Genomic DNA, 22,679 nt, shown 5'->3' on the forward strand with positions numbered 1-22,679 from the left:
GCTCACCGCAGTTTCAGCGTCGAGAGGCCAAGCATGGCAAGGCCGACGGCGATGATCCAGAAGCGGATCACTACCTGACTCTCGGTCCAGCCCTTCTTCTCGAAGTGATGATGGATCGGCGCCATCAGGAACACGCGCCGGCCGGTCATCTTGAAGAAGCCGACCTGGATGATCACCGAGAGCGTCTCGATGACGAAGAGGCCGCCGATGATCGCCATGACGATCTCGTGTTTGGTGGCGACGGCAACGGTGCCGATCGTGCCGCCGAGTGCGAGCGAACCGGTGTCGCCCATGAAGATGGCGGCCGGCGGCGCATTGAACCAGAGAAAGCCGAGACCGGCGCCGATGACCGCGCCGAGGACGACGGCGAGCTCGCCGGTGCCGGGCACGAAATTGATCTGCAGGTAGTTCGCAAACACCACGTTGCCGGCGAGATAGGCAATGACGCCGAAGGAGGCGGCAGCGATCATCACAGGCACGATGGCAAGCCCGTCGAGGCCGTCAGTCAGGTTGACGGCATTGCCGGCGCCGACGATGACAAAGCCGCCGAAGACGACGAACATGATGCCGATATTGATCATGAAGTCCTTGAAGAAAGGAAAGGCGATCGAAGAACCGAAGGTCGAACCGGCAATGCCCGAGGCAAGGGCGGTGCGCATCATGAAATAGACGGCAATGCCGGCGATGACAAATTCGATGCCGAGACGGGCCTTGCCGGAAAAGCCCATGTGGCTCTGCTTCGTGACCTTGAGATAATCGTCGTAGAAGCCAATCGCGCCGAAGCCGAGCGTCACCAGCAAAGTGGCGACGACATAAACGTTGGAAAGATCGGCCCACAGCAGCGACGCGCCGACGATGCCGGCAAGGATCATCAGCCCGCCCATGGTCGGGGTGCCGGCCTTCTTGAAATGCGTCTGCGGCCCGTCGGCACGGATCGGCTGGCCCTTGCCTTGGCGGATGCGCAGCGAATTGATGATTGTCGGCCCGAACAGGAAGACGATCAGCGCCGAGGTGAACAGAGCGGCCCCTGTGCGGAAGGTAATATATCTGAACAAGTTCAGAAATTTGAAATATTCCGACAGTTCGACAAGCCAGATCAGCATTCAGGGCCCCTTGTTTACCCGATCAAAGTTCGCGTTGCGTGTCGGAAAATGGCGGGAACTTGTCAAGGAGCGCGGCGACGATCTTGCCGAAACCGATGCCCAGAGACGATTTCACCATCAACACGTCGCCTGGTGCGACCGAGTTCAATACATAATCCGTCAATTCGCCAGTGTTCTCGCGATATTCGACATGGACGCTTTCCGGCAGCGATTCCTTGAGCGCAGCCATTTCTGCTCCTGCGAGCCAGACATGTTCGATGCCGGCCGCAAGCACCGGTACGGCAAGATCGGTATGAACCTTCTGCGCATACTCCCCCATCTCCAGCATGTCGCCGAGCACGGCGATACGGCGTCCGCCGCCGGTCGGCTCGGAAGCCGCCAGCAGTGCGATCGCCGCGCGCATCGAAGCCGGATTGGCATTGTAGCTCTCGTCGATCAGCGTGAAGCGGCCGCTGCCGACCGAAAGCCGGTGGCGCTTGCCCCTGCCCTTTTCAGGCCTCAGAGTCGTGAGCGCTTCGATCGCCTTTTCCATGTCGGCGCCGACGATCCTGACGACGCCGAGCGCTGCGAGAGCATTCTCGGCGATATGGCGGCCGGGCGCGCCGATCGCGACCTCCAGCGTCTCACCGCCGATCGTCAGCCACAGCGTCGAGTTCTCGTCCGAGCCGTTGAATTCCGCCAGCCGGAATTCGGCCTTGGCATGCTGGCCGAAGGAATGGATATGCTCGACGCCGAGCGACTGCGCCGTGCGGTCGAGGAAATTGAACTGGTCATTGTCGCGGTTGAGCACGACATGGCCGCCCGGTTCGAGCCCCTCGAAGATCTCGGCTTTGGCGGCAGCGATTTCCTTGATGTTCTTGAAATTGCCGAGATGCGCCGGCGCGATTGTGGTGACGATGGCGACATCGGGACGGATCATCGCTACCAGCGGCCGGATCTCACCGGGATGGTTCATTCCGACTTCGAAGACGCCGTAATCCGTATCCTCAGGCATGCGCGCCAGCGTCAGCGGCACACCCCAATGATTGTTGAAGGAGGCGACGGAAGCATGCACCTTGCCGGAGGGCGACAGCACGTGCCGCAGCATCTCCTTGGTGGTCGTCTTTCCCACAGATCCCGTCACCGCGATGATCCGGGCCTTAGAGCGCTCGCGCGAAGCAAGGCCGAGCCGGCCGAGTGCTGCGAGCACGTCCTCCACGACGATCATCGGCACCGTCAGGCGCCCCATGGCCGGAAGTCTCGCCTCGCTGACGACAAGAAGGGAGGCGCCGTTTGCCGTCGCCATCGATGCGTAGTCATGACCGTCGACACGGTCACCCTTGATCGCGAAGAAGGCTTCGCCCGGAGTGATCGAGCGGCTGTCGATGGAAATGCCGGTGATGCCTTCGGGCGGAGTGCCGAAGGGGCGCCCCGCCATTGCTGCGATCATATCTTCGGTCGTCCAGAGCCAGCTCAAGATTGCGGTTCCTCCAAGGCCTTGCGCACCTCCGCATGATCGGAAAACGGCAGGGTAACGCTGCCGATCGTCTGCCCTTCCTCATGCCCCTTGCCGGCGACGATCAGCGTATCGCCGGATCTCAACATGCCAACCGCCTCGCGGATCGCCGTGGCGCGATCGGCGATTTCCGAGGCGCCGGGTGCTGCCGCCATGATCTCCGCCCGAATCGAGGCCGGCTCCTCCGAGCGCGGATTATCGTCGGTGACGATGACGACGTCGGCAAGTCGGCAGGCGATTTCGCCCATGATCGGCCGTTTGCCGCGATCACGGTCGCCGCCACAGCCGAAGACAACGACGACGCGGCCCGTGGTGAAGGGTCTGACCGAGCCTAGCACGTTTTCCAGCGCATCCGGCTTGTGGGCGTAGTCGACATAGGCGAGCGCGCCATCTTTCGTATGGCCGACCAGTTCGAGACGGCCGGACGCACCGATGAGTTTTTCGAGCGCGGCCATCGCAACCTTCGCCGCAACGCCGGTCGACATGGCAAGCCCGGCCGCGACCAGGGCGTTGGCGACCTGAAAATCGCCGGCCAGCGGAATGTCCACCTCGAAGATCTCGCCGTCGATATGGATCTCGGCGGTCTGCTTGTGGCGGAAGTGCTCGACGCGTTTCAAGGCGAGGTAATCGCCCTTGCGCCCGACAGTGCGGACGTCGTGACCGGCATCGGTCGCAGCCTTGATCGCCTGCGCCGACCACAGATCATCGGCGAAGATCACCGCCGGCGACCCCTTCGGCAGCAGCACATCGAAAAGCCGCATCTTGGCGGCCATATATTCTTCAACGGTCGGATGATAATCCATGTGGTCGCGGCCGAGATTGGTGAAGGCGGCCGCCGCAAGCCTAGCGCCGTCGAGCCGGCATTGGTTGAGGCCGTGGCTGGAAGCCTCCATCGCCGCATGCGTGACACCTTCATCGGCAAGTTCGGCCAAGAGCTTGTGCAGCGACACCGGATCGGGCGTCGTCAGCGAACCATATTCGTTGCGCGTCGGCGAGACGACGCCGGTCGTGCCGATCATTGCCGCAGCATGACCCGCATGCGCCCAGATCTGCCGTGTGAAGGAGGCGACGGAAGTTTTGCCCGCCGTGCCGGTGACGGCGACTATGGTCTCGGGCTGCCTGGCGAAGAAGCGCGAAGCGGCGATCGAAAGGAAACGGCGAGGCTCTTTGACCGCAAGCACCGGGATGGAGGCATCGATGGCTTGGGAGGCGATCGCGACGGCAGCGCCCCGGCCGGCGGCATCCGCGATGAAGCCCGCGCCGTCCGCCTTGGTGCCGGCAACCGCGACGAAGGCATTGCCCGGCGCCACATGGCGGCTGTCCGAAGACAGGCCTGAGATGTCAAGCAAGCCTGCCGGGCCTTCGAGCTGTGCTTCAAGTTCCGGAAACTGATCTCCGGCCAGGTCTCGCAATTTCATCGAATGCACTTTTCTCTCTTGAAACCGGTTCACCCCTCGCGAATCGGCGCCGATATTCATTCACACTCAATAAGACACCAGCAAGGCCGATCCGCCCTCCCCGAATTTCGGCTCGATGCCGAGAATGGGGGCCGCACGGCTGATGATCTCGCGGGCGATCGGGCCTGCGGTACCGGCGGAGATCGTTCCGCCATAGGCCTTCTCGCCGGTTTTCGGCTCATCGCAGAAGGTGATCACGGCATATCTCGGATCGTTGATCGGGAATGCGGCAATGAAGGAATTGAAGTTCAGCGTCGCCGAATAACGACCGTTCACCACCTTGTCGGCCGTGCCGGTCTTGCTGCCGACGGCAAAGCCCGGCACGCGGGCGACGCGGCCCGATCCCTTGTATCCGTTGAAATCGAGGAGATAGCGGATCTCGTCGCTGGTCGTCTTCTTGATCACCTGCGTGGCGATCTCATCGGCCTGTTCGCGGCTGCGCGGCAGGAATGTCGGCTCGATCAGCTTGCCGCCGTTAACGAGGGCGGCCGCCGCCACGCCTGTCTGCAGCGCCGTCGTCGAGACGCCATGGCCGAAGGAAATCGTGATAGAATTGATCTTCTTCCAGACGCGCGGCTGGCTCGGCATCTTCACCTCAGGCAGTTCGGTCTGCATCTTCGTCAAGAGGCCGAATTTGGTCAGATAATCCTTCTGCGCGTCGATGCCGACAATGTCGATGACGCGCGCCGTGCCGATATTCGACGAATACTGGAAAATCTCAGGCACGGTCAGCCAGCGGCGCTGCCCATGGAAATCGTGGATGGTGAAGCCGCCGATATAGATCGATTTGCTGGCATCGAAACTGTCGGTCATCTTGACCTTGCCGCTGTCGAGCGCCATCGCCAGCGAAAAGGTCTTGAAAGTCGATCCCATTTCGAAGGTGCCGTTGGTCATCCGGTTGAGCCAACCCTCCTTGGCCCCTTGCTGCGGATCGTTCGGATCGAAATCCGGCGCCGAGGCCATCGCCAGCACTTCCCCGGTATGCACGTCGATAACAGCGGCACCGGCGCCCTTGGACTGGAAGTTGTTGACGGCGTTGACGACCGCGTCCCGGACGATGTTCTGGACGCGCAGGTCGATCGAAAGCCGCACCGGCTCGAGAGGCTGGTCGCTGGTCATGCCGACCGAGGCGAGGTCGGCGAGCCCCTGGTCGTCGATATATTTCTCCATCCCGGCAACGCCACGATTGTCGATGTTAACGTAGCCGAGGATGTGCGCGGCGGTAGAGCCGCCCGGATAGAACCGGCGCTTCTCCGGCCGGAAGCCGATGCCGGGAATGCCGAGGGCCAGGATCTGGCTCTGCTGCTTCGGCGTCAGCTGCCGGCGCAACCAGGCGAAATGCGAGGTCTTCGCCGAGAGCTTTTTATAGGTGTCCCTGACGTCGAGTTCGGGCAGCACCGTCGCAAGCTTCTCGACCGCCTCGTCGGCATCGACGATCTTGTTGGGCTCGGCAAACAGCGAGACGGTGCGGATGTCGGTCGCCAGCACTTCGCCGTTGCGGTCGAGAATGTCGGGGCGCGAGGCCATCAGCCGATCGGGCGGGAGGATGCTGGAGACGACCTCCTGATCCTTCATTGCATATTCGACAAGACGGCCGCCGATAATGACGTAGACACCCATGAAGCCGAGGATCAGCAGGCCGACGCGGCTTTTAGCCTGCCCTGATTTCTTCTTGCGGGAGCCCTCGATCGCCAGGCCGGCAGGGGAAGGACCGCCGAACCGATTATAGACGCCGGCAGAAAAATGCGCCTGGCTCTTCAAGACCATGATGCGGGAAAGAAACGACATTATTCCACCGACCCCGTTTCGATCTCATCTGCATCATCTTCCGGCTCGACGCGCGGCGCGGGCTTTGGAACAGGCCGCGCCTTCGTCGTGACGGTCGCCCCGGCAAGAGCCGCGCCTTTGGCGCCGGCCTCGGTAACGCTCTTGGCGTTGGCCTCGGTCGCGCCCTTGGCGCTGGGCTCGGTCGCGCTTTTAGCGCTGGCCTTGGCCTCCGTCACGTCGGGCACCGGAACCTCAGACTTCAACATCGGCAATTCTTTGGCATGCACCAGCGCCGTCGATTGCGTCGGCTGCAGCTGCAATTCGTCATCATAGGCCTTGACCAACCGTTCAAGACGGTTCGGCTGCGATTGCAGCGCCCAGTCGGCCTTGAGAAGGTCGATGGTGTCCTCTTCGAGCTTGATCTCCGCTTCGAGGCGATGAACCTCCTCGAGCTTCAATTCGGCGCGATGCTTGATCGTATAGGTGACGGCGGCGGTGGCCGTCATGACGCCGATGAGCACGAGATCGAACGTTTTCAACATGTCAACCTCCAAGCTTTCCGAGACTGGCGAGATTGGGAAACCCAAAGAGCGACATATCCGCGGCCTCGGCCGCAGCCTCCGTCCTCAGTCCGGCGCGCAGTTTGGCGGAGCGGGCGCGCGGATTGATCTCCGCCTCCGCATCGCTTGCCGAAACCATCGGCTTGCCGATCGCCGCAAAGGTTGCCGCCCGCTCATGCGCGACAGGCAGATGCCGCGACCCCGCCGCCTTGCCGGCACGATCGGAGAAGAATTTTTTGACGATGCGGTCTTCGAGCGAATGAAAGGTGACGACGACGAGCCTCCCGCCCGGCTTCAGCGCTGCTTCCGCCGCAAACAGTGCCTGCGCCAGTTCGCCGAGCTCATCGTTGACGAAGATGCGCAAGGCTTGGAAGACGCGCGTTGCCGGATGGATCTTGTCCTTCATCTTACGTGGAGTGACGAGCTCGATGAGACCTGCAAGATCGCGCGTCGTCTCGAACGGCTTTTCCTCGCGGCGCTTCTCGATTGCATGCGCGATGCGCGGCGACTGGCTTTCCTCGCCGAGAAAATGGAAAATGCGGATGAGATCGGCGACTTTGGCGCGATTGACGACATCGGCGGCCGAAACGCCTGTCGCCGACATGCGCATGTCGAGCGGTCCATTCTTCTGAAAGGAGAAACCGCGCTCGGCCTCATCGATCTGCATGGAGGAAACGCCGATATCGAGCACGACGCCGTCAAGTCCGCCTTGCGGCACATGATCGGCAAGATGTGAGAATTGCGAATGAACGAGCTTGAGACGGTCACCATGGGCGGCGACCATTGCCTGGCCAGCGGCAATCGCCGTTGGATCGCGGTCGAGCGCGATCACCTCGGCGCCGGCAGCAAGGATGGCCGAGCTGTAACCGCCCGCACCGAAGGTACCGTCGAGAATGAGCTTGCCGGGCGTGGGCGCCAGCGCTGAAAGCACTTCATCGAGAAGGACAGGAATGTGACGAACCGGTCCGCCACCGGCATCAGTTGAACCTCCGCCAGGATTCGCCACCATTCCGTTCCCTCGTTCTTTCAGGAACGCTTGCCCGCCAGCTTGCGCTCCCCTCGTGCCTGCACCTGCGCAGCCACAAAAGCCTGCGGCTGCCAGAGCTGAAAATAGTCCGCCCGACCGACGAAGGTCACTTCGTCCGAGATGCCGGTAAAGCCGCGAATGAAATCCGTGACCATCAGCCGTCCCTCGGCGTCGAGCTTCATGAAGACCCCGCCTCCATGAATGAGAAGCGACATCTCGTTCGCATCCGGCGAAAACGGATCCTCCGCAGCAATCCGCCGTTCGAATCTTTCGAGAAGATCCGGACCGCCGACGCTGATCGCCGGAAACACAAAGTCCTGGAAGCAATAGAGCTCCTGAACATTGCGCTGCGCCAGCACGGAACGGAACGCGGAAGGCACGGAAACCCTGCCTTTGGCATCGATCCTGTTGGTCGCACTCGAAAGGAAGCGGCTCATCACACGAAACATCCGTTCCCGCAGGGATCCGGACCAAAAGACGCCCGAAACTCCCGATATCAGACACAGCTTCGCAAGCCGGATGAGCAAAAACCCCTCCGACGCTTCCGGAAAGGAAGACGCCTTTGCTTTGCGATGAATGGGCAGATGATTGCCCCGGTGCAGTGCGCATTTGGGATAGCATGGGACCATATGGGCGTCAATGGGATGCGCCCATTTTGCAGTGGACGCATGATCAAAAATTTATAAGCCGTTAAGTTTAACAAAGGGTTAGGATCACCCTCTCACGATGGCGCGCAACCGTGCTTTCGCAAAAAGAATTTTCGCCCGGCGGATTGCATGAGCATCCACTTGAAAACTTTCAGTTTCAGCAACTTATCTGGAAGTGATTCTTGAAATTGCGGCTTGATCGCGCCACAAAAGTTAATCGCCAGTTGGCCTGTAAGCCGGGTTCTGTATGGCTCCGGCGTGAACCGGAACGTGGCAGCCATTCCTCTGGGACAGCGCTCGCACGCTGCCTCGCGCAACCCACCCGGATGGCTGGCCTGGAAACCGGCCGGAAGGCCTTTCGGCCTGCCACGTCATCCCTATTCGGTCTTGCTCCCGGTGGGGTTTACCGTGCCATTTCCGTTGCCGGAGATGCGGTGGGCTCTTACCCCACCCTTTCACCCTTACCTGTCATGACAGGCGGTTTGCTTTCTGTGGCACTTTCCCTGAGGTCGCCCTCGCCGGACGTTATCCGGCACCGTGTTTCCGTGGAGCCCGGACTTTCCTCACCCTACCGCCTTTCGGCATTGATAAAGCGCGGCTGCCCAGCCAACTGGCAGGGCTCCCATAAACGAGAGAGAGGGCAATTGCCACCGAAATCAAAATTTATTTAGCGAAATTGCGGTGTGAAATCCGTGGAGTAGCCTTGTTCGCTGATTCCGCCTGCCAAAAGCAGCTCGGCCCCAAGCCGGCCGATTTCGTCCGAACTCTTGGCCGACGTGCCAGCACAGCCCGTCGCCACCGCGATTTCTGGCGATGAGGTATAGCCGATCATCGGGTAACCACTCGCCGTCTGCGACACGACGCAGGCGGCCGTCGAAATCGAGAGCGGCACCAAGTCGGGCACGAGACCTTCAACGATGCGCTTGAGGTGTGCCCCCACGCTGTCGCGCCCTTCTGTTTTGAACCAGGCCCGCATCGCCGCCTCGTCGCCGAGTGCCAAATCGTCGGGATCACCGCCGATCTTCAGGTAGAGTTTGCCGTCGGGATAGCGGATCGGCGGCAGCAGATAGATATGGAGGCCGGGCACATTTAGAATGAGCGACGGCATGGTCGCAAGGCGCGCCGCGTCGGTCTCGCTCACTTCGAAAAGCGTGACGGTCCGACCATAAACCGTCATGGCAACGGGCTTCAGCAACAGATTCTCGGCAATAGAAAATCCGCCCGCAGCCAGCAGCACCTTTTCACCGCGATAGGTCCGGCCGCCTGCAGTCTCGACGACAGCCGATCCGCCCTCGCTGCGGATCGAGACGACATGGTCCCAAATGACGGCAGCACCTGCCCTTTCAGCCAGCAGCGACTGCGCCTTCACCAGCTTGCGCGGGCTGATATGCCCGGCCCCTCTCGCCTCGAAGACGCCGGCGGCGCCATCGGGGAAGGCGAAGAAGGGAAAGGCGGCCTTCAGCCCGGCCGCGTCGAGAAGGCTGGTTTCGACGTCCAGCAAAACGGCAGCCTGCCGGGTCTTTTCGAGATAATCGCTTCGATCAAGCGCGACAACGACGCAGCCGGCCTCGCGATAAAAGTCGATGCCGCTGTCGCGGGCGATCTCGCCATAGCGACCGATCGAGCGGTTGGCGAGCAGCGCCCAGTTGCGGTCAGGATCGATGGTGCGGGTGATGCGCCCTTCATCGTAATGGCTGGCGAAAACGCCCTGATGCGCCTTGCGATCATCAGGTTCGTCCGGGCCGATCACCGCAACACCGTCCGCTTGGCGCGCCAGATGCCGCGCCGCCGCAGCCCCCATTAGCCCGCGCCCAACGACGATGTATTTGAAATCGATTGTCATCGCATTTCTCCTCAAACGAAGACCGGCGTGAGTTCACTGCCGAAATCCGCGTCGCCAAGTTGCCCTTCCGTAAGAAGCACCGCTCCCAGCCGCCCAAGTTCGTCGGAGGATTTGGCCGCGACGAAATTGCCGCCGGTGAGCACCGCGATGCGCGGCGACTGGGTATATCCGGCATAGGGATAACCGGTCGGTGTGAAATTCGCCACGCAGGGCGCCGAAGTGACCGGGCAGCTGGCAAGCTCCGGCATCAGTTGCAGGGCGATGGCTGAGAGATTATCGCGCTCGGCAGCATTGCCGTCTGAACGGAACCACGCGCCGACATCCTCCAACCTGTCGAAGGAAAGTGCCTCGGTGTCGCCACCGAGCTTCAGATAGGTCTTGCCGTCGGGATAACGCACCGGCGGCAGGATATAGATGTGGTCCTCCTCCCGGTCGCCGAGCACGATCGTCGACGGCATATCACCGAAGGTCGCCATCTCGCGCTCGCCGATCTCGTAGAAGGCGACCGTGCGCGCCAGGACTCTGGTGTCGACAGGACGCGGCAGCAGGGCATGGAAATTGCTGAAACCGCCGGCAGCGACCAACACGCGCTCGGCGCTGTAGCGTCTGTCGCCGACCGTCACCTCGACATGCGAACCGGCATCGCGCACCGATGTCGCAGTTGCCTCGATCAGCGCAACACCGCCCTGTTCGGCAAGCCTCGTCTGCGCCCGCACCAGTGCCCGCGGGTTGATGTGCCCGGCGCGCTTGCGCTCGAAATATCCCGTGAAATCAGGATCGACGGCAAGATAGGAAAAACGTTGGCGAAGTTCCGACGGCGCGATGGTCTCGATATCGCTGCCAAGCGTCCGGCTGACAGTCAGCGCCCGGTTGATGTAGTCCCGCTCATCCTTCACCGTCGGACCGGTGAAGAGGCAGCCGACCTCCGAATAGAAGGAAATGCCGCTCCTTGCCTCGATCTCGCCGTAGCGGTCGAGCGCCCGGGCGGCGAAACTTCCCCAGGCCAGATTGCCGTCGAAGGTGCGGGTGATGCGCGCTTCGTCGTAATGGCTGGCAAATATCCCCTCGTGGGCGTTGCGTTGCTCCGGCTCGCGCGGGCCGATCAATGCAATGCCGTCGGCCATCGACGAGAGGTGTCGTGCGGCAGCGGCACCCATCATGCCGCGTCCGATGATGATGAACCTGAAATCGACTGCCATATCTAACCTCGTATCGAGGTAGCCCACCTCGTTTCAGGTGGGGATATCACGGCGAGCGTCCTGATTCATATCGCAAAAATGCCGGAAAGAAATTTCTCCCGACCCGTCTGGCGAAGCTCAATCGAGCATCGCCAGCACCTTGCCGCAATAGGTCTTGGATACCGGGTTCATGCGGGTAGCGGCATGGCCGGCATTGTATTTCAGGATAGTGTTGCAGGTCTGCCCGCCACCGAGCTGATGGGCGGCCGCCAGATATTTCATCCCGTATTTGATGTTGGTCTCCGGATCGAACAGGCCTTTCTTCGTACCGGAGTAACCCATCATCCGCGCCGTCGCCGGCTTGATCTGCATCAGGCCGACTTCGCCGGCGCTGCCGCGGGCATTCGGATTGAAATTGCTCTCGACGCGCACGACAGCCTGGGCGAGCGCGACGGGCACGTTGTATTCGGCGGCATATTTATTGATCAGCACGGCATAGGGAGTGCTCGTGGAAAAATCCGGCATGGCGTAACCGCTCTGGCGATCGACGGTTTTCAACGAGATGGTTTCGGCCCTGGCACCCCAGTCATCCCCCGCCAAGGCAAAACTATATCCCGCCAGCAGCATGCCAACGCATGCCGCAGCACCAACAATCATATTCTTCATGTAGTCTATTCACTCCGACCCATAGAATTGCAGGACTGCGCGCCTCGCCGTCATCCGGTTATACGCGATCAAGGATTGACCGTGTTCCGCAGCAATTCTTATCGTTTCATTTGGCGCTCATCGTTACACTTGGAAAGGCCGCGAGCGCTGTTCAGCGGGCGTTCTTAGACCATCGCAATGAGGAGATAATAGGGAAATGATGTGGCGAGGTGGTTTTCCCGCCGGTCGCGAGAAATCCGCCCTGATGTCCGGCTCTTCCGCTCAGGAATAACGCGGCAGCGCCGACAGCAGCCGGTGCAGCGTATCGATTGTCGAGAAATCGGCGATGCCGTCCACCCGTTCGGGACGAAAATGGCGTTGGAAGGCTTCCACGTCACCTGCCGTCTTTTCGGAAAATTGACCTGTGATTTCAGTGCTGTAGCCATAGAGAGACAGCATCGACTGCAGTGCTTCGACAGGCTGGCCGGCGTCACCCCGCTGGAAGAAGCGTCCGCCGGTGATCGTTGCCGGCTCGACCCAGTGCCCGATGCCCGCCCGGTGAAGTTCGGCCCAGGGGAATTTTTCGCCCGGATCAACCTTGCGGATCGGGGCTACATCGGAGTGCCCGAGGACCCGTTCCGGCGCGATCGACCAACGTTTGACACAGTCGCGACACAATTCGATCACCGCGGTGATCTGCTCATTCGGATAATCGGGAAGCCCGCCGGGATGGCCGGCATTGGCGATCTCGATACCGATCGACAGCGAATTGATATCCGTCTCGCCCTGCCAACTGCTCTTTCCAGCGTGCCAGGCACGCCGCGCCTCCGGTACGAGCTGCACCACCTCACCGTTCTCATGCACGAAATAGTGGCTGGAAACCTGGCTTTCGACGCGACAGAGCCAGTCGAGCGCGCCATCTGCCGTTGGCATGCCGGTATAGTGCAACAGGACCATGTCTGGACGGCGCCCGTCCGTCCGCTCGCCGTGGTTTGGCGAAGGCTGCACGCGGGCGCTGCGGCAGTCGGCCTCGAACGAGGTCATGCGGCACGGCGTTCCTTCTCGATCGCCGCATAGGCTGCATTCAGCGCCGCCATGCGTTCGTTGGCGATCACGTGGAATTCCTTGGGCACGCCACGCGAGATCAGCCGGTCGGGATGATGTTCGCTGACGAGGCCATGGTAGCGGCGGCGGATGGTCGGGAAATCATCCGACGGCGAGACGCCGAGCACCTTATAGGGATCGCGGCCGGACGAGACATGGCGTGCGGCGATCTGCTCGAAGCGGGTCTCGCTCATCTGGAAGATCTCACCGATATGGCTGAGGAAATTCAGTTCCTTCTCGTGGATCAGCCCATCGGCCTTGGCGATGTGGAAGAGGCCGTCGAGCACGTCTTCCAGCACGGTGCAATTGGCCGCGCAGGTGACGCAGAGCGTCGAGAGCCGTTCGGCATAGGCCTCGTAGCCAGCGACGTCCTGGCGTGCAAGGTTGTAAAGCCTGGCGACGTTCTTTGCCTGATCCTGTGGGAATTCGAAGATTTCGCGGAAGGCTTCGACCTCCTTCTCGCTGACGATGCCGTCGGCCTTGGCCATCTTGGCTGACAGCGCGATGATCGCCACGGAGAAAGCCACTTTGCGCCGGGTCTCGGGATCGCCTTCGAAAACTGTTCGGATAGCCTCGACCACCGCAGACAGCGCATTGCCCGCGGTATTGCCAATGGCATTCAACAGTTTTTCCCAGAAGGACATCGAAATCTCTCGCATGATTATAGGCTTATATGCAAACAGCTTGACCAAAGAATCGTAGCCTTTGCAAGGCGGCTATTGGTCGTAGGGCCGAACACAGTTTTCACGATTTTGTAATTGTCGCACCGCAGCAAAGGATTCTCGTGCACTCGGCACTTCGGCTACGGTGCGCGCCACGCCGGCAATTTCCACAACTGTTCTCGGCAGTCAGAACCGGCCTGAAACGATTATATCAGTTCTTCCGGTCACTACGCGGCAGAAAGGCGCTTTTTCGTAAATTCTTTACTTTACAGGCTCCTTTCCCTGCCGCATCCATGCGCTCATGCATTTCGCCCGGAAGTGCAGCGGTTCCGGGATAGCGACGTGCATAAAAACAATGAGCTAAGCGCATCGCTTGAATCGACTTTGATGCGACGCCTATAGCTGATGCCGCCGCACCGAAACGCCATAGGAGGGATCATGGCCAAGCAGAAAGTTGCAATGCTGACCGCCGGAGGCCTTGCGCCCTGTCTCTCCTCCGCCGTCGGCGGCCTCATCGAACGCTACAGCGACATCGCCCCCGACCTCGATATCGTCGCCTACAAGTCCGGCTACCAGGGCGTACTGCTCGGCGACAGCATCGAGATCACCCGCGAAATGCGCGAAAAGGCGCCGCTGCTGCATCGCTACGGCGGCTCGCCGATCGGCAACAGCCGCGTCAAGCTCACCAACGCCGCCGATTGCGTCAAGCGCGGCTTGGTCAAGGAAGGCGAGAACCCGCTGCGGATTGCCGCCGAACGCCTCGCCAATGATGGTATCACCATTCTCCACACGATCGGCGGCGACGACACCAACACCACGGCCGCCGACCTCGCCGCCTATCTCGCCGCCAACGGTTACAACCTCACCGTCGTCGGCCTGCCGAAGACTGTCGACAACGACGTCGTGCCTATCCGCCAGTCGCTCGGCGCCTGGACGGCCGCCGAAGTCGGCGCGCATTTCTTCGACAATGTCGGCAACGAGCAGACGGCCGCCCCCCGCACCCTCGTCATCCACGAGGTCATGGGCCGCCATTGCGGCTGGCTGACGGCCGCTACCGCCCGCGCCTATCTCCAGCGCACCAGCCGCAATCAGTATGTCGACGGCCTGATCATGAACGCACATCTGAAGAGCATCGACGCCGTCTACCTGCCTGAGATGGCCTTCGACCTCGACGCCGAGGCTGCCCGCCTGAAGGAGAGCATGGACCGCAACGGCCACGCCACGGTCTTCGTCTCCGAAGGCGCCTGCCTCGACGCCATCGTCACGGAGCGCGAAGCCGCCGGCGAGACCGTCAAGCGCGACGCCTTCGGCCATGTGAAGATCGACACGATCAATGTCGGCGCCTGGTTCCAGAAGCAGTTCGCCAGCCTGTTGAACGCCGAACGTTCGCTCGTGCAGAAATCAGGCTACTTCGCCCGATCGGCGCCGGCCAACGGCGACGATCTCCGGCTGATCCAAAGCATGGTCGATCTCGCCGTCGAAAGCGCGCTCAACAAAGTCTCCGGCGTCACCGGCCATGATGAAGCGCAGAACGGTAAATTGCGCACTATAGAATTTCCGCGCATCAAGGGCGGCAAGGCTTTTGACCTTTCGACGGCATGGTTTGCCGAAGTCATGGACAATATAGGTCAGAAATACAAAGAAGCGTGATTGACGGATGGTTAATATGATGTCTTTGCTTGTTCCCGAGGAATAGGGAGGAGACACCATGTCACTTGAAGCTTGGCTCGCTTTTGCGGCCGCATCCGCCATTATGCTGGCCATACCGGGGCCGACGATACTGCTCGTCGTTTCCTATGCGCTCGGTCATGGCCGCAGGACTGCGTTTGCAACGGTGTGCGGCGTGGCGCTGGGTGACTTCACCGCGATGACGGCGTCTCTCTTTGGTCTCGGCGCCGTCCTGGCCGCCTCCGCCACCCTTTTCACCGTCCTGAAGTGGATCGGCGGCGCCTACCTGATCTGGCTGGGAATCAAGCTCTGGCGGGCTCCCATCATCGGCGAACCGGTTGCCGACAACGACAATCTGCCGGAAGAGAAGTCGCTCAAGATCTTCCTCCACGCCTATGTCGTCACCGCCCTCAATCCGAAGAGCATTATCTTCTTCGTCGCCTTCGTGCCGCAATTCCTCAATCCGGCCCTGCCTTTCGTCGGTCAGATGGCGATCATGGAGGCCACATTCCTCGTACTGGCGATCCTCAACGCTTCCACCTATGCGTTTCTCGCCCATACCGCGCGCGGACTGATTCGCAAGGCGAGCATCCAGCGCGCCGTAAACCGTACCGGCGGCACGCTGCTCATCGCTGCAGGCGCCGTAACGGCCGGGTATCGCCGTATTGCAGCCTAGTAACATTGCGTGGTTGCCGGAATGTCACAAATAGGTTAATGGGGTCACCAGGGCTTAAGGTTTTTAGTAACTTTTATACGCTGCCGGGGCGGCGCGATTTCACGAAAGTGGCGGAATGGTAGCGATCGGATTGTCCGGCCTGAAACGCAGTCTTGTCGTTTCGACGATACTCTGCGGCGTGATGACGGGATGCGCCAGCGTCGAATACACATCTCAGGCCGAACTGACAGCCGCCCAGACCGTTGTGCCGATGCCTAAACCCGGTGAAGACGCCACGCTTGCTGCGATTCCGACAGCCGAAGGCACAGCCGGTCAGGCAGTCGCCGGCGCCACCCTTCCCCAGGCATCCCCTTCCCCGACCGCGACGGCGATGCCGACCGTGACAGCCTCTCAGCCTGCCGACCTCGCCATACAGCCGGCAGCCTATGCGCAAATTCCGCTGACGCCCGAAATGACGGCGATCCAGTCGGTGGTGCCGACGCCGCGTCCAGGATCCCCTGCGCAGCCGACGACGCAGCTTGCCTTTGCCGCGACACCGCAGAACGGCGCGCTTGCGGCACTTGCCGCAGTCGATACGACGCCGCGTTCCAGCATGGACTACGGGTTCGATGAATCCGGGCCGATCGATCCGCCGACGGCGCCGCCGATGTTTAGCGACGACGACAAGGACGATGCGCCGACCGTCGAAAAGAGCTTCGTTACCAAGCTCATTCAGAAATATTCGAAGCTCTACGAAATTCCCGAGACGCTGCTCCACCGCATCGTCCATCGCGAGAGCCGCTACAACGCCAAGGCCTACAACAAGCGCGGCTATTTCGGCCTCATGCAGATCAAGTACAACACCGCCAAATCCATGGGGTATGACGGCGCCCCCGGCGGTCTTTTCGATGCCGAGACCAACATCAAATATGCCGCGAAATATCTGCGCGGCGCCTGGCTCGTCTCCGACAGCAAGGAAGACGATGCCGTGCGCCTCTATGCGCGCGGCTATTATTACGACGCCAAGCGCAAGGGCATGACCGACATCGCCCAGGGCAACTATTAAGCAATAGAACGACTGAAACGACGAAGGCCGCCTATGGCTGCGGCTGCGCTGGCCGTTGCGATCCCGCCTGCTGTTGTGGCTCTCCCGGTTGCGGCAAGGTCGCCAGGACCGCCTTGAGAAGCGTCTGCGGCTGATAACCGAGCCGGCTCGGCGTCAGCCCGAGCCGGATGACGACCAGATTGGCGGACGGCACGATCGCCATGCTCTGCCCGTCATGCCCCGTCAGCCAGAATGTATCCTCGGGCAGCCCGAACTTGGCACTCGGGCCGCCGGGCGCGAGCCAAGCCTGGCCCTGCGTATAGCGGCCGTTCGACGCTGCCGTCGGCGTGCGCATGGCGCCGACAAAACCTTCCGGCAATAGCCGTTGACCGTCCCAGACTCCATCCTGCAGCAGGAACTGGCCGAAGCGCGCCCAGTCACGCGCCGTCGCGTAGAGATAGGAGCTTCCGGCGAACGTGCCGCGCGCATCGAGTTCGAACACGGCGCTGGTCATGCCGAGCGGCGAAAACAACGCGTCATCAGGATAGGAAAAGGCCGCCTGTGCATGGCCGACCCTGTCCATCCAGATGCGCGACAAGAGCACCGCGGTGCCGCTCGAATAGCGGAAGCGCTTACCCGGCGCTGCTTCCAGCGGTGCGTTGGCCGGCAGCGACACCATGTCGGGGTCAAGATAAAGCATGCGCGTCACATCGGCGACATCACCATAATCCTCGTTGAAGGCAAGTCCGCTCTCCATGCCGAGCAGGTCGGAGACCTTGATCCTGGCGCGCGCATCGTTCTTCCACTGCGCCAGCAGATTGTCGTCGTCGAATGAGATCTTGCCGTCGAGCATCAGCCGGCCAAGGATCGCAGCATTCACCGTCTTCGTCATCGACCAGCCGATCAGCGGTGTCTTCGCCGAGAAGCCGGCGCCATAAGTTTCGGCGACGATGCGGCCGTTGCGCAACACCACGATCGCCCGCATGGCCGGGCCGGCTACTCTCTCATCGGCAAGCAGGGCGGCGATCTTCCCGTCCGGCCGATCGCCGGCGCCGTCACCCTCCGGCCACAAAGCCTCGTTCACCTCCGCTCTGGCCGACGCATTGAAAGGCACCGCATTCGCCGCCGCCTCGAAATTGCCGTCCGGCACGCTCGTGCAGCCGAAAGCGCCACGATAGAGCGCATAACTCGGCGCAAACAGTCCCATGAAGCGCGCCGTCACACGATCGCCGTCGCGGTCGACACTGACTCGCACCAGCCGCAGCAGCGGATTTCCGGGCGCCTGGACATCATCATGGAGCACTTCCTCGGCCTCCCGGCCGGCGATGAAGACGTTGGAGCAGATGATCTTGGCGGCATAGCCGTCGCCGACACGTAGCAATTCCGGCGGCTGGACGAAGAGCCAGCCGGCGACGCCGATGACGGCGAGAACGACAAGGAGAGCAAGCGCCTTCGGCATACGCAGGACAAATCGCATGGCATTCCTCCATGCCCGAGAGAAGCAGGAATCGCACGCGCCGGAAAGGGGCCGCGGCGGAGAAGAGCCGTCATTGCGATCACATTACCAGGAGGGCGATCACTCCGGAGAACGGCGCCCACAGCCCACGTCATCAAACTGTAGCAGTGGCGCGCTACACGCCCTGAACGCTAAAAAGGTGACAGACTCATGTCAGAATTTGCACCGGATGCCGGCTTCCGCAAGAACCGGAAACTCAAGGACGCCCTTCTCCGCCACAAGGCTTTTTCGAAGGATGGTTTTTCCGAGCGTCTCTTCGGCCTTCTCTTCTCCGGCCTCGTCTATCCGCAGATCTGGGAGGATCCGGATCTCGACATGCAGGCGATGGAGCTGAAGCCCAACCACCGCATCGTCACCATCGGCTCCGGCGGCTGCAACATGCTCGCCTATCTCTCCAAGGCGCCGGCCTCGATCGACGTCGTCGATCTCAATCCGCACCACATCGCGCTGAACCGCCTGAAGCTTGCCGCCTTCAAGCACCTTCCCGGCCATTCCGACCTCGTCCGTTTCCTGGCGATGCCGAACGAGAAGTCGAACAGCCGCGCCTACGACCAGCATCTCGCCGCCAAGCTAGACGAGGCGACCCGCAGTTATTGGAACGGCCGCAAGTTCGGCCGCCGCCGCGTTACCGTCTTCGACCGCAACATCTACGAAACCGGCCTGCTCGGCCGCTTCATCGGCGCAGCCCACCTTCTTGCCCGCCTGCATGGCGTCAAGCTGCGCGAGATGACCAAGACCCGCTCGATCCGAGAGCAGCGCCAGTTCTTCGAAGAGCAAATCGCGCCGCTGTTCGAAAAGCCGGTCGTGCGCTGGATCACCGGCCGCAAGAGCTCGCTCTTCGGCCTCGGCATTCCACCGCAGCAATATGACGAGCTCGCCAGCCTCGCCGCTGACCATTCGATCGCAGCGGTGCTGAAGCACCGCCTGGAAAAACTCGCCTGTCATTTCCCGATGCGCGACAACTATTTCGCCTGGCAGGCCTTCGGCCGTCGCTACGGTACCGAAGAGGAAGGTCCGTTGCCGACCTATCTGAAATCGGAGCATTACGAGGTGATCCGCGCCAATATCGACCGCGTCAACGCCCATCATGCAAGCTTCACCGAGCTTCTGGCCCGCGAGCCGGCCGCCTCGCGCGACCGCTACATCCTGCTCGACGCGCAGGACTGGATGACGGACGAGCAGTTGAACGACGTCTGGCGGGAAATCACCCGCACGGCGCGTGATGGCGCCCGCGTAATCTTCCGCACCGCGGCCGAGAAGAGCATCATCGAAGGCCGCCTGTCTTCCTCGATCCGCGACCAGTGGGATTATTTCGAGGAGAAATCGCGTGAGCTGACGGCGCTCGATCGCTCGGCAATCTACGGCGGTTTCCACATCTACGGGAAGAAGGCGTGAGCAAGGTCGACACCGAGACGGCAGGAAAGAGCGGCGAACATGCCAGCCTGATGGATGGCATGTACCGCTATCAGCGCCATATCTACGACCTGACCCGCAAATATTACCTTCTCGGTCGTGACAGCACGATCCGCAATCTCGACGTGCCCGAGGGCGGCACCCTGCTTGAAGTGGGCTGCGGCACCGGGCGTAACATGGCCTTCGCCCATCGGCATTTCCCGACCGCGAAGCTGTTCGGCCTCGACATTTCCCAGGAAATGCTGATTTCGGCGCGCAAGACCTTCGCCACCAAGGCGACCATCCCGGAATTCCGCGTCGCCGACGCCACGGCGTTCACGCCGCGCGAATTCGGCGTCAGCGGCTTCGACCGCATCCTGATCTCCTATACCCTATCGATGATCCCCGACTGGGAGCGCGCCGTCGATGCGTCGATCGCCGCACTCAACCCCGGCGGCCAGCTGCACATCGTCGATTTCGGCCAGCAGGAGGGCCTGCCCGGCTGGTTCCGCCACATGCTGCAGTCATGGCTTGCGAAATTCCACGTCACCCCGCGCCTCGATCTGCGCGACGTCCTGGAAGCGCAAGCCCATGAAAACAACGCGAGATTGTTGTTCGGTACCGTCGGCGGCGGTTATGCCTGGCGGGCGGCTATTATCAGCAAGCGCTCATAATTCACTTGAAACTAACCGAATTTTTACGTTGATATGGTGAAAAGAGGGTTATCCTCTGCCGACTCGTCTTTTTCGAAGGTCAGGCTGTGGGGCAAAGAGATCATTCGAGTTACGACGGGACGCCCATGCGCCGGCTTTTGTTTTGCGTTTTGCCCCTGGCCATCCTGTTGGCCGGCTGCTCCTCCTCCGGGTATGACTATCTCGAAACGGCATCGATCAAGCCGAAGATGCGTTTCAAGGATACTGATCCGCAGGATTTCGGCCCCAAGCATCCGCAACAGAACCAGGTCCATGGGATCGACATCTCCAAGTGGCAGGGCGATATCGACTGGGCGACGGTGAAGAATTCCGGCGTCGCCTTCGCCTTCATCAAGGCGACCGAAGGCAAGGACAGGATCGATCCGCGTTTCGACGAATACTGGCGCGAGGCCCGCGCCGCTGGCATCCCGCATGCGCCCTATCATTTCTATTATTTCTGCTCCTCGGCCGATCAGCAGGCCGACTGGTTCATCCGCAACGTGCCGAAGGAGGCCATGCGCCTGCCGCCGGTGCTCGATGTCGAATGGAACGCAGAATCGAAGACCTGCCGCTATCGTCCCGATCCGGAAACCGTGCGCGCCGAAATGCAGCGATTCATGGACCGGCTGGAGGCCTATTACGGCAAACGCCCGATCATCTACACCTCGGTCGATTTCCACCGGGATAATCTGGCCGGCTACTTCCAGGACTATCATTTCTGGGTCCGTTCGGTGGCAAAACACCCCGAGGTGACCTATTCCGACCGCCGCTGGGCCTTCTGGCAATATACCTCGACCGGCGTCATTCCCGGCATCAGCGGTCCCACCGATATCAATGTCTTTGCCGGCAGTGCAAAGAACTGGAACAATTGGGTTGCGGCCGTTTCCAAGGATAGAAATTCTTAGTAACGTCTTCCGATGTTTCTTGCTTCCGTCACATTCCTCTGTGAAAGCGACGGCAATCTTTTTGATATAAGGACCGCATCCATGCACCGCTCGCTCACAAGCCGCTCTGCACTCGCTCTTCTGTTTGCCCTCGCCCTCGCCGGCGGAGCAGCCGCCCAGCAGGCGCCGGACGCAGCCGCGGCAGCGCCCTGCGGCGGCGATCTCTCCGCCTTCCTTGAAGGCGTCAAGAAGGATGCGGTTGCCGCTGGCGCAAGTGCGGCAGCCGCCGACGCCGCCTTCGCCGGCGCCGAGATCGATCCCAAAGTTCTGAGCCGGGATCGGGCCCAGGGCGTCTTCAAGCAGACCTTCCTCGAATTCTCCCAGCGCACCGTCAGCCAGGCCCGCCTCGACATCGGCCGCCAGAAGATGAAGCAATATGCCGAGGTCTTTGCCCGCGCCGAACAGGAATTCGGCGTTCCCTCCGGCGTCATCACTGCCTTCTGGGCGATGGAAACCGATTTCGGCGCCGTCCAGGGCGATTTCAATACCCGCAATGCTCTGGTGACGCTGTCGCATGATTGCCGCCGCCCCGAACTCTTCCGCCCGCAGCTGATCGCCCTCGTCGAGATGGTTCAGCACGGCGACCTCGACCCCGCTACCAATACCGGCGCCTGGGCCGGCGAAATCGGCCAGGTGCAGATGCTGCCACGCGACATCATCGCCTATGGCATGGACGGCGACGGCGACGGCCATATCCGCCTGAAGCAGAGCGGCCCGGATGCCATCCTGACGGCAGCGAAATTCATCCAACATCTCGGCTTCGAACGCGCCCAGCCCTGGCTGCAGGAAGTGACCGTGCCGGATAACCTGCCCTGGGAAAAATCGGGCCTCGGCGGCACGATGAAGGCCGGCGAGTGGTTCGCGCTCGGCGTCAAGCCGCGCGACGGAAATACCGCCTTTGGCAATCTCGAAGGCGATCTGGTGCTGCCGCAGGGCCGCATGGGACCGGCCTTCATCGCCTACCCGAATTTCAAGATCTATCTCGAATGGAACAAGTCGTTCATCTACACGACATCGGCCGCCTATTTCGGGACGCGTCTTTCGGGCGCCGAGCCCTATCTCAAGGGCGTGCCGGAACAGGGACTCGCCAGCGACCAGATGAAAGCGCTGCAGACCAAATTGCAGTCCCTTGGCCACGATGTCGGCGAGATCGACGGCATCCTCGGCTCTGGCACGCGTGTCGCTATCCAGAAGGAGCAGCAGCGCCTCGGCATGCCGGCCGACGGCTGGGCCACACCTGCCCTTCTCAACGCTCTCTGATCACCGCTGACACCTAACG

At 61.4% G+C, this 22,679-nt stretch carries 20 protein-coding genes and 1 other RNA gene; 7 read left to right on the forward strand and 14 right to left on the reverse strand.

Going from position 1 to position 22,679, the window contains the following annotated elements:
- Positions 1-2: 2 nt before the first annotated feature.
- The 13 genes from mraY to HJB84_RS09500 all read right to left on the reverse strand — a co-directional run bounded on the left by mraY (position 3) and on the right by HJB84_RS09500 (position 13,470).
- Entirely contained in the window at positions 3-1,103 is a 1,101-nt protein-coding gene (gene mraY / locus HJB84_RS09440; protein WP_207581131.1) for a phospho-N-acetylmuramoyl-pentapeptide-transferase, read from the reverse strand.
- Positions 1,104-1,125: 22 nt separating this feature from the next.
- A complete protein-coding gene (locus HJB84_RS09445) occupies positions 1,126-2,559 on the reverse strand; it encodes a UDP-N-acetylmuramoylalanyl-D-glutamyl-2,6-diaminopimelate--D-alanyl-D-alanine ligase (RefSeq protein ID WP_207581132.1) in 1,434 nt (477 codons plus the stop codon).
- Positions 2,556-4,076 (reverse strand): UDP-N-acetylmuramoyl-L-alanyl-D-glutamate--2,6-diaminopimelate ligase, encoded by a 1,521-nt coding sequence (locus HJB84_RS09450; protein WP_207581133.1) that lies wholly within the window; start codon positions 4,074-4,076, stop codon positions 2,556-2,558. The genes HJB84_RS09445 and HJB84_RS09450 overlap by 4 nt, the downstream gene beginning before the upstream one ends.
- Before the next feature lie 6 nt (positions 4,077-4,082).
- Positions 4,083-5,843, reverse strand: coding sequence for a penicillin-binding protein 2 (locus HJB84_RS09455; protein WP_164011719.1), 1,761 nt, complete (start codon positions 5,841-5,843; stop codon positions 4,083-4,085).
- Positions 5,843-6,364 carry a hypothetical protein gene (locus HJB84_RS09460; protein WP_207581134.1) on the reverse strand — a complete coding sequence of 174 codons (522 nt, stop codon included), beginning with the start codon at positions 6,362-6,364 and terminating at the stop codon, positions 5,843-5,845. Before HJB84_RS09460 ends, HJB84_RS09455 begins: the two co-directional genes overlap by 1 nt.
- Position 6,365: 1 nt before the next feature.
- Positions 6,366-7,391 carry a 16S rRNA (cytosine(1402)-N(4))-methyltransferase RsmH gene (gene rsmH, locus HJB84_RS09465; protein ID WP_221115799.1) on the reverse strand — a complete coding sequence of 342 codons (1,026 nt, stop codon included), beginning with the start codon at positions 7,389-7,391 and terminating at the stop codon, positions 6,366-6,368.
- A 17-nt stretch (positions 7,392-7,408) separates the two neighbouring features.
- Positions 7,409-7,846 (reverse strand): division/cell wall cluster transcriptional repressor MraZ, encoded by a 438-nt coding sequence (mraZ, locus tag HJB84_RS09470; protein WP_221115800.1) that lies wholly within the window; start codon positions 7,844-7,846, stop codon positions 7,409-7,411.
- A 426-nt stretch (positions 7,847-8,272) separates the two neighbouring features.
- Positions 8,273-8,670: RNase P RNA component class A (rnpB, locus tag HJB84_RS09475), an RNA gene on the reverse strand.
- 53 nt (positions 8,671-8,723) lie between these two features.
- The gene (locus HJB84_RS09480; protein WP_221115801.1) at positions 8,724-9,899 is read right to left on the reverse strand and encodes an FAD-binding oxidoreductase; all 1,176 of its coding nucleotides are present in this window, start codon (positions 9,897-9,899) and stop codon (positions 8,724-8,726) included.
- Between the two features lie 11 nt (positions 9,900-9,910).
- On the reverse strand, positions 9,911-11,098 hold the full coding sequence (locus HJB84_RS09485; protein WP_207581138.1) for an FAD-binding oxidoreductase: 1,188 nt from the start codon (positions 11,096-11,098) through the stop codon (positions 9,911-9,913).
- 117 nt (positions 11,099-11,215) lie between these two features.
- Positions 11,216-11,743, reverse strand: coding sequence for a lytic transglycosylase domain-containing protein (locus HJB84_RS09490; protein WP_007630080.1), 528 nt, complete (start codon positions 11,741-11,743; stop codon positions 11,216-11,218).
- Between the two features lie 261 nt (positions 11,744-12,004).
- Positions 12,005-12,766: an N-acetylmuramoyl-L-alanine amidase gene (locus HJB84_RS09495; protein WP_221115802.1), complete on the reverse strand. Its 762-nt coding sequence runs from the start codon at positions 12,764-12,766 to the stop codon at positions 12,005-12,007.
- A complete protein-coding gene (locus HJB84_RS09500) occupies positions 12,763-13,470 on the reverse strand; it encodes a DnaJ family molecular chaperone (protein ID WP_164011729.1) in 708 nt (235 codons plus the stop codon). The genes HJB84_RS09495 and HJB84_RS09500 overlap by 4 nt, the downstream gene beginning before the upstream one ends.
- A 456-nt stretch (positions 13,471-13,926) precedes the next feature.
- Here HJB84_RS09500 and HJB84_RS09505 point away from each other — a divergent pair, with 456 nt between their 5' ends.
- The 3 genes from HJB84_RS09505 (at position 13,927) to HJB84_RS09515 (ending at position 16,877) form a co-directional block, all read left to right on the forward strand.
- Complete coding sequence (locus tag HJB84_RS09505) at positions 13,927-15,138, forward strand: pyrophosphate--fructose-6-phosphate 1-phosphotransferase (protein WP_221115803.1); 1,212 nt, start codon at positions 13,927-13,929, stop codon at positions 15,136-15,138.
- 58 nt (positions 15,139-15,196) lie between these two features.
- A complete protein-coding gene (locus HJB84_RS09510) occupies positions 15,197-15,832 on the forward strand; it encodes a LysE family translocator (RefSeq protein ID WP_221115804.1) in 636 nt (211 codons plus the stop codon).
- A 115-nt stretch (positions 15,833-15,947) separates the two neighbouring features.
- Entirely contained in the window at positions 15,948-16,877 is a 930-nt protein-coding gene (locus HJB84_RS09515) for a lytic transglycosylase domain-containing protein (protein ID WP_221115805.1), read from the forward strand.
- Between the two features lie 31 nt (positions 16,878-16,908).
- Here HJB84_RS09515 and HJB84_RS09520 read toward each other — a convergent pair whose 3' ends face one another.
- The gene (locus HJB84_RS09520) at positions 16,909-18,333 is read right to left on the reverse strand and encodes a serine hydrolase (protein WP_221115806.1); all 1,425 of its coding nucleotides are present in this window, start codon (positions 18,331-18,333) and stop codon (positions 16,909-16,911) included.
- A gap of 189 nt (positions 18,334-18,522) precedes the next feature.
- Here HJB84_RS09520 and HJB84_RS09525 point away from each other — a divergent pair, with 189 nt between their 5' ends.
- From HJB84_RS09525 to HJB84_RS09540, 4 genes are all read left to right on the forward strand, one after another.
- On the forward strand, positions 18,523-19,767 hold the full coding sequence (locus tag HJB84_RS09525) for a DUF3419 family protein (protein WP_221115807.1): 1,245 nt from the start codon (positions 18,523-18,525) through the stop codon (positions 19,765-19,767).
- Complete coding sequence (locus tag HJB84_RS09530) at positions 19,764-20,438, forward strand: class I SAM-dependent methyltransferase (RefSeq protein ID WP_207581145.1); 675 nt, start codon at positions 19,764-19,766, stop codon at positions 20,436-20,438. The genes HJB84_RS09525 and HJB84_RS09530 overlap by 4 nt, the downstream gene beginning before the upstream one ends.
- Before the next feature lie 125 nt (positions 20,439-20,563).
- Positions 20,564-21,361 (forward strand): GH25 family lysozyme, encoded by a 798-nt coding sequence (locus HJB84_RS09535; RefSeq protein ID WP_221115808.1) that lies wholly within the window; start codon positions 20,564-20,566, stop codon positions 21,359-21,361.
- Between the two features lie 81 nt (positions 21,362-21,442).
- Positions 21,443-22,660 carry a lytic murein transglycosylase gene (locus HJB84_RS09540; RefSeq protein WP_221115809.1) on the forward strand — a complete coding sequence of 406 codons (1,218 nt, stop codon included), beginning with the start codon at positions 21,443-21,445 and terminating at the stop codon, positions 22,658-22,660.
- Positions 22,661-22,679: the final 19 nt, after the last annotated feature.

The sequence above is a fragment of the Rhizobium sp. NZLR1b genome (assembly GCF_019685155.1).
Lineage (GTDB): Bacteria > Pseudomonadota > Alphaproteobacteria > Rhizobiales > Rhizobiaceae > Rhizobium.

Bases quoted from the DNA above. Each gene is read 5' to 3' on its own strand.
- HJB84_RS09485 (WP_207581138.1), bottom strand. From the start codon at position 11,098: ATGGCAGTCGATTTCAGGTTCATCATCATCGGACGCGGCATGATGGGT.
- HJB84_RS09510 (WP_221115804.1), top strand. From the start codon at position 15,197: ATGTCACTTGAAGCTTGGCTCGCTTTTGCGGCCGCATCCGCCATTATG.
- mraZ (WP_221115800.1), bottom strand. From the start codon at position 7,846: ATGAGCCGCTTCCTTTCGAGTGCGACCAACAGGATCGATGCCAAAGGC.
- HJB84_RS09500 (WP_164011729.1), bottom strand. From the start codon at position 13,470: ATGTCCTTCTGGGAAAAACTGTTGAATGCCATTGGCAATACCGCGGGC.
- mraY (WP_207581131.1), bottom strand. From the start codon at position 1,103: ATGCTGATCTGGCTTGTCGAACTGTCGGAATATTTCAAATTTCTGAAC.
- HJB84_RS09455 (WP_164011719.1), bottom strand. From the start codon at position 5,843: ATGTCGTTTCTTTCCCGCATCATGGTCTTGAAGAGCCAGGCGCATTTT.
- HJB84_RS09540 (WP_221115809.1), top strand. From the start codon at position 21,443: ATGCACCGCTCGCTCACAAGCCGCTCTGCACTCGCTCTTCTGTTTGCC.
- HJB84_RS09490 (WP_007630080.1), bottom strand. From the start codon at position 11,743: ATGAAGAATATGATTGTTGGTGCTGCGGCATGCGTTGGCATGCTGCTG.
- HJB84_RS09495 (WP_221115802.1), bottom strand. From the start codon at position 12,766: ATGACCTCGTTCGAGGCCGACTGCCGCAGCGCCCGCGTGCAGCCTTCG.
- HJB84_RS09515 (WP_221115805.1), top strand. From the start codon at position 15,948: ATGGTAGCGATCGGATTGTCCGGCCTGAAACGCAGTCTTGTCGTTTCG.
- rsmH (WP_221115799.1), bottom strand. From the start codon at position 7,391: ATGGTGGCGAATCCTGGCGGAGGTTCAACTGATGCCGGTGGCGGACCG.
- HJB84_RS09450 (WP_207581133.1), bottom strand. From the start codon at position 4,076: ATGAATATCGGCGCCGATTCGCGAGGGGTGAACCGGTTTCAAGAGAGA.
- HJB84_RS09535 (WP_221115808.1), top strand. From the start codon at position 20,564: ATGCGCCGGCTTTTGTTTTGCGTTTTGCCCCTGGCCATCCTGTTGGCC.
- HJB84_RS09505 (WP_221115803.1), top strand. From the start codon at position 13,927: ATGGCCAAGCAGAAAGTTGCAATGCTGACCGCCGGAGGCCTTGCGCCC.
- HJB84_RS09480 (WP_221115801.1), bottom strand. From the start codon at position 9,899: ATGACAATCGATTTCAAATACATCGTCGTTGGGCGCGGGCTAATGGGG.
- HJB84_RS09525 (WP_221115807.1), top strand. From the start codon at position 18,523: ATGTCAGAATTTGCACCGGATGCCGGCTTCCGCAAGAACCGGAAACTC.
- HJB84_RS09460 (WP_207581134.1), bottom strand. From the start codon at position 6,364: ATGTTGAAAACGTTCGATCTCGTGCTCATCGGCGTCATGACGGCCACC.
- HJB84_RS09520 (WP_221115806.1), bottom strand. From the start codon at position 18,333: ATGCGATTTGTCCTGCGTATGCCGAAGGCGCTTGCTCTCCTTGTCGTT.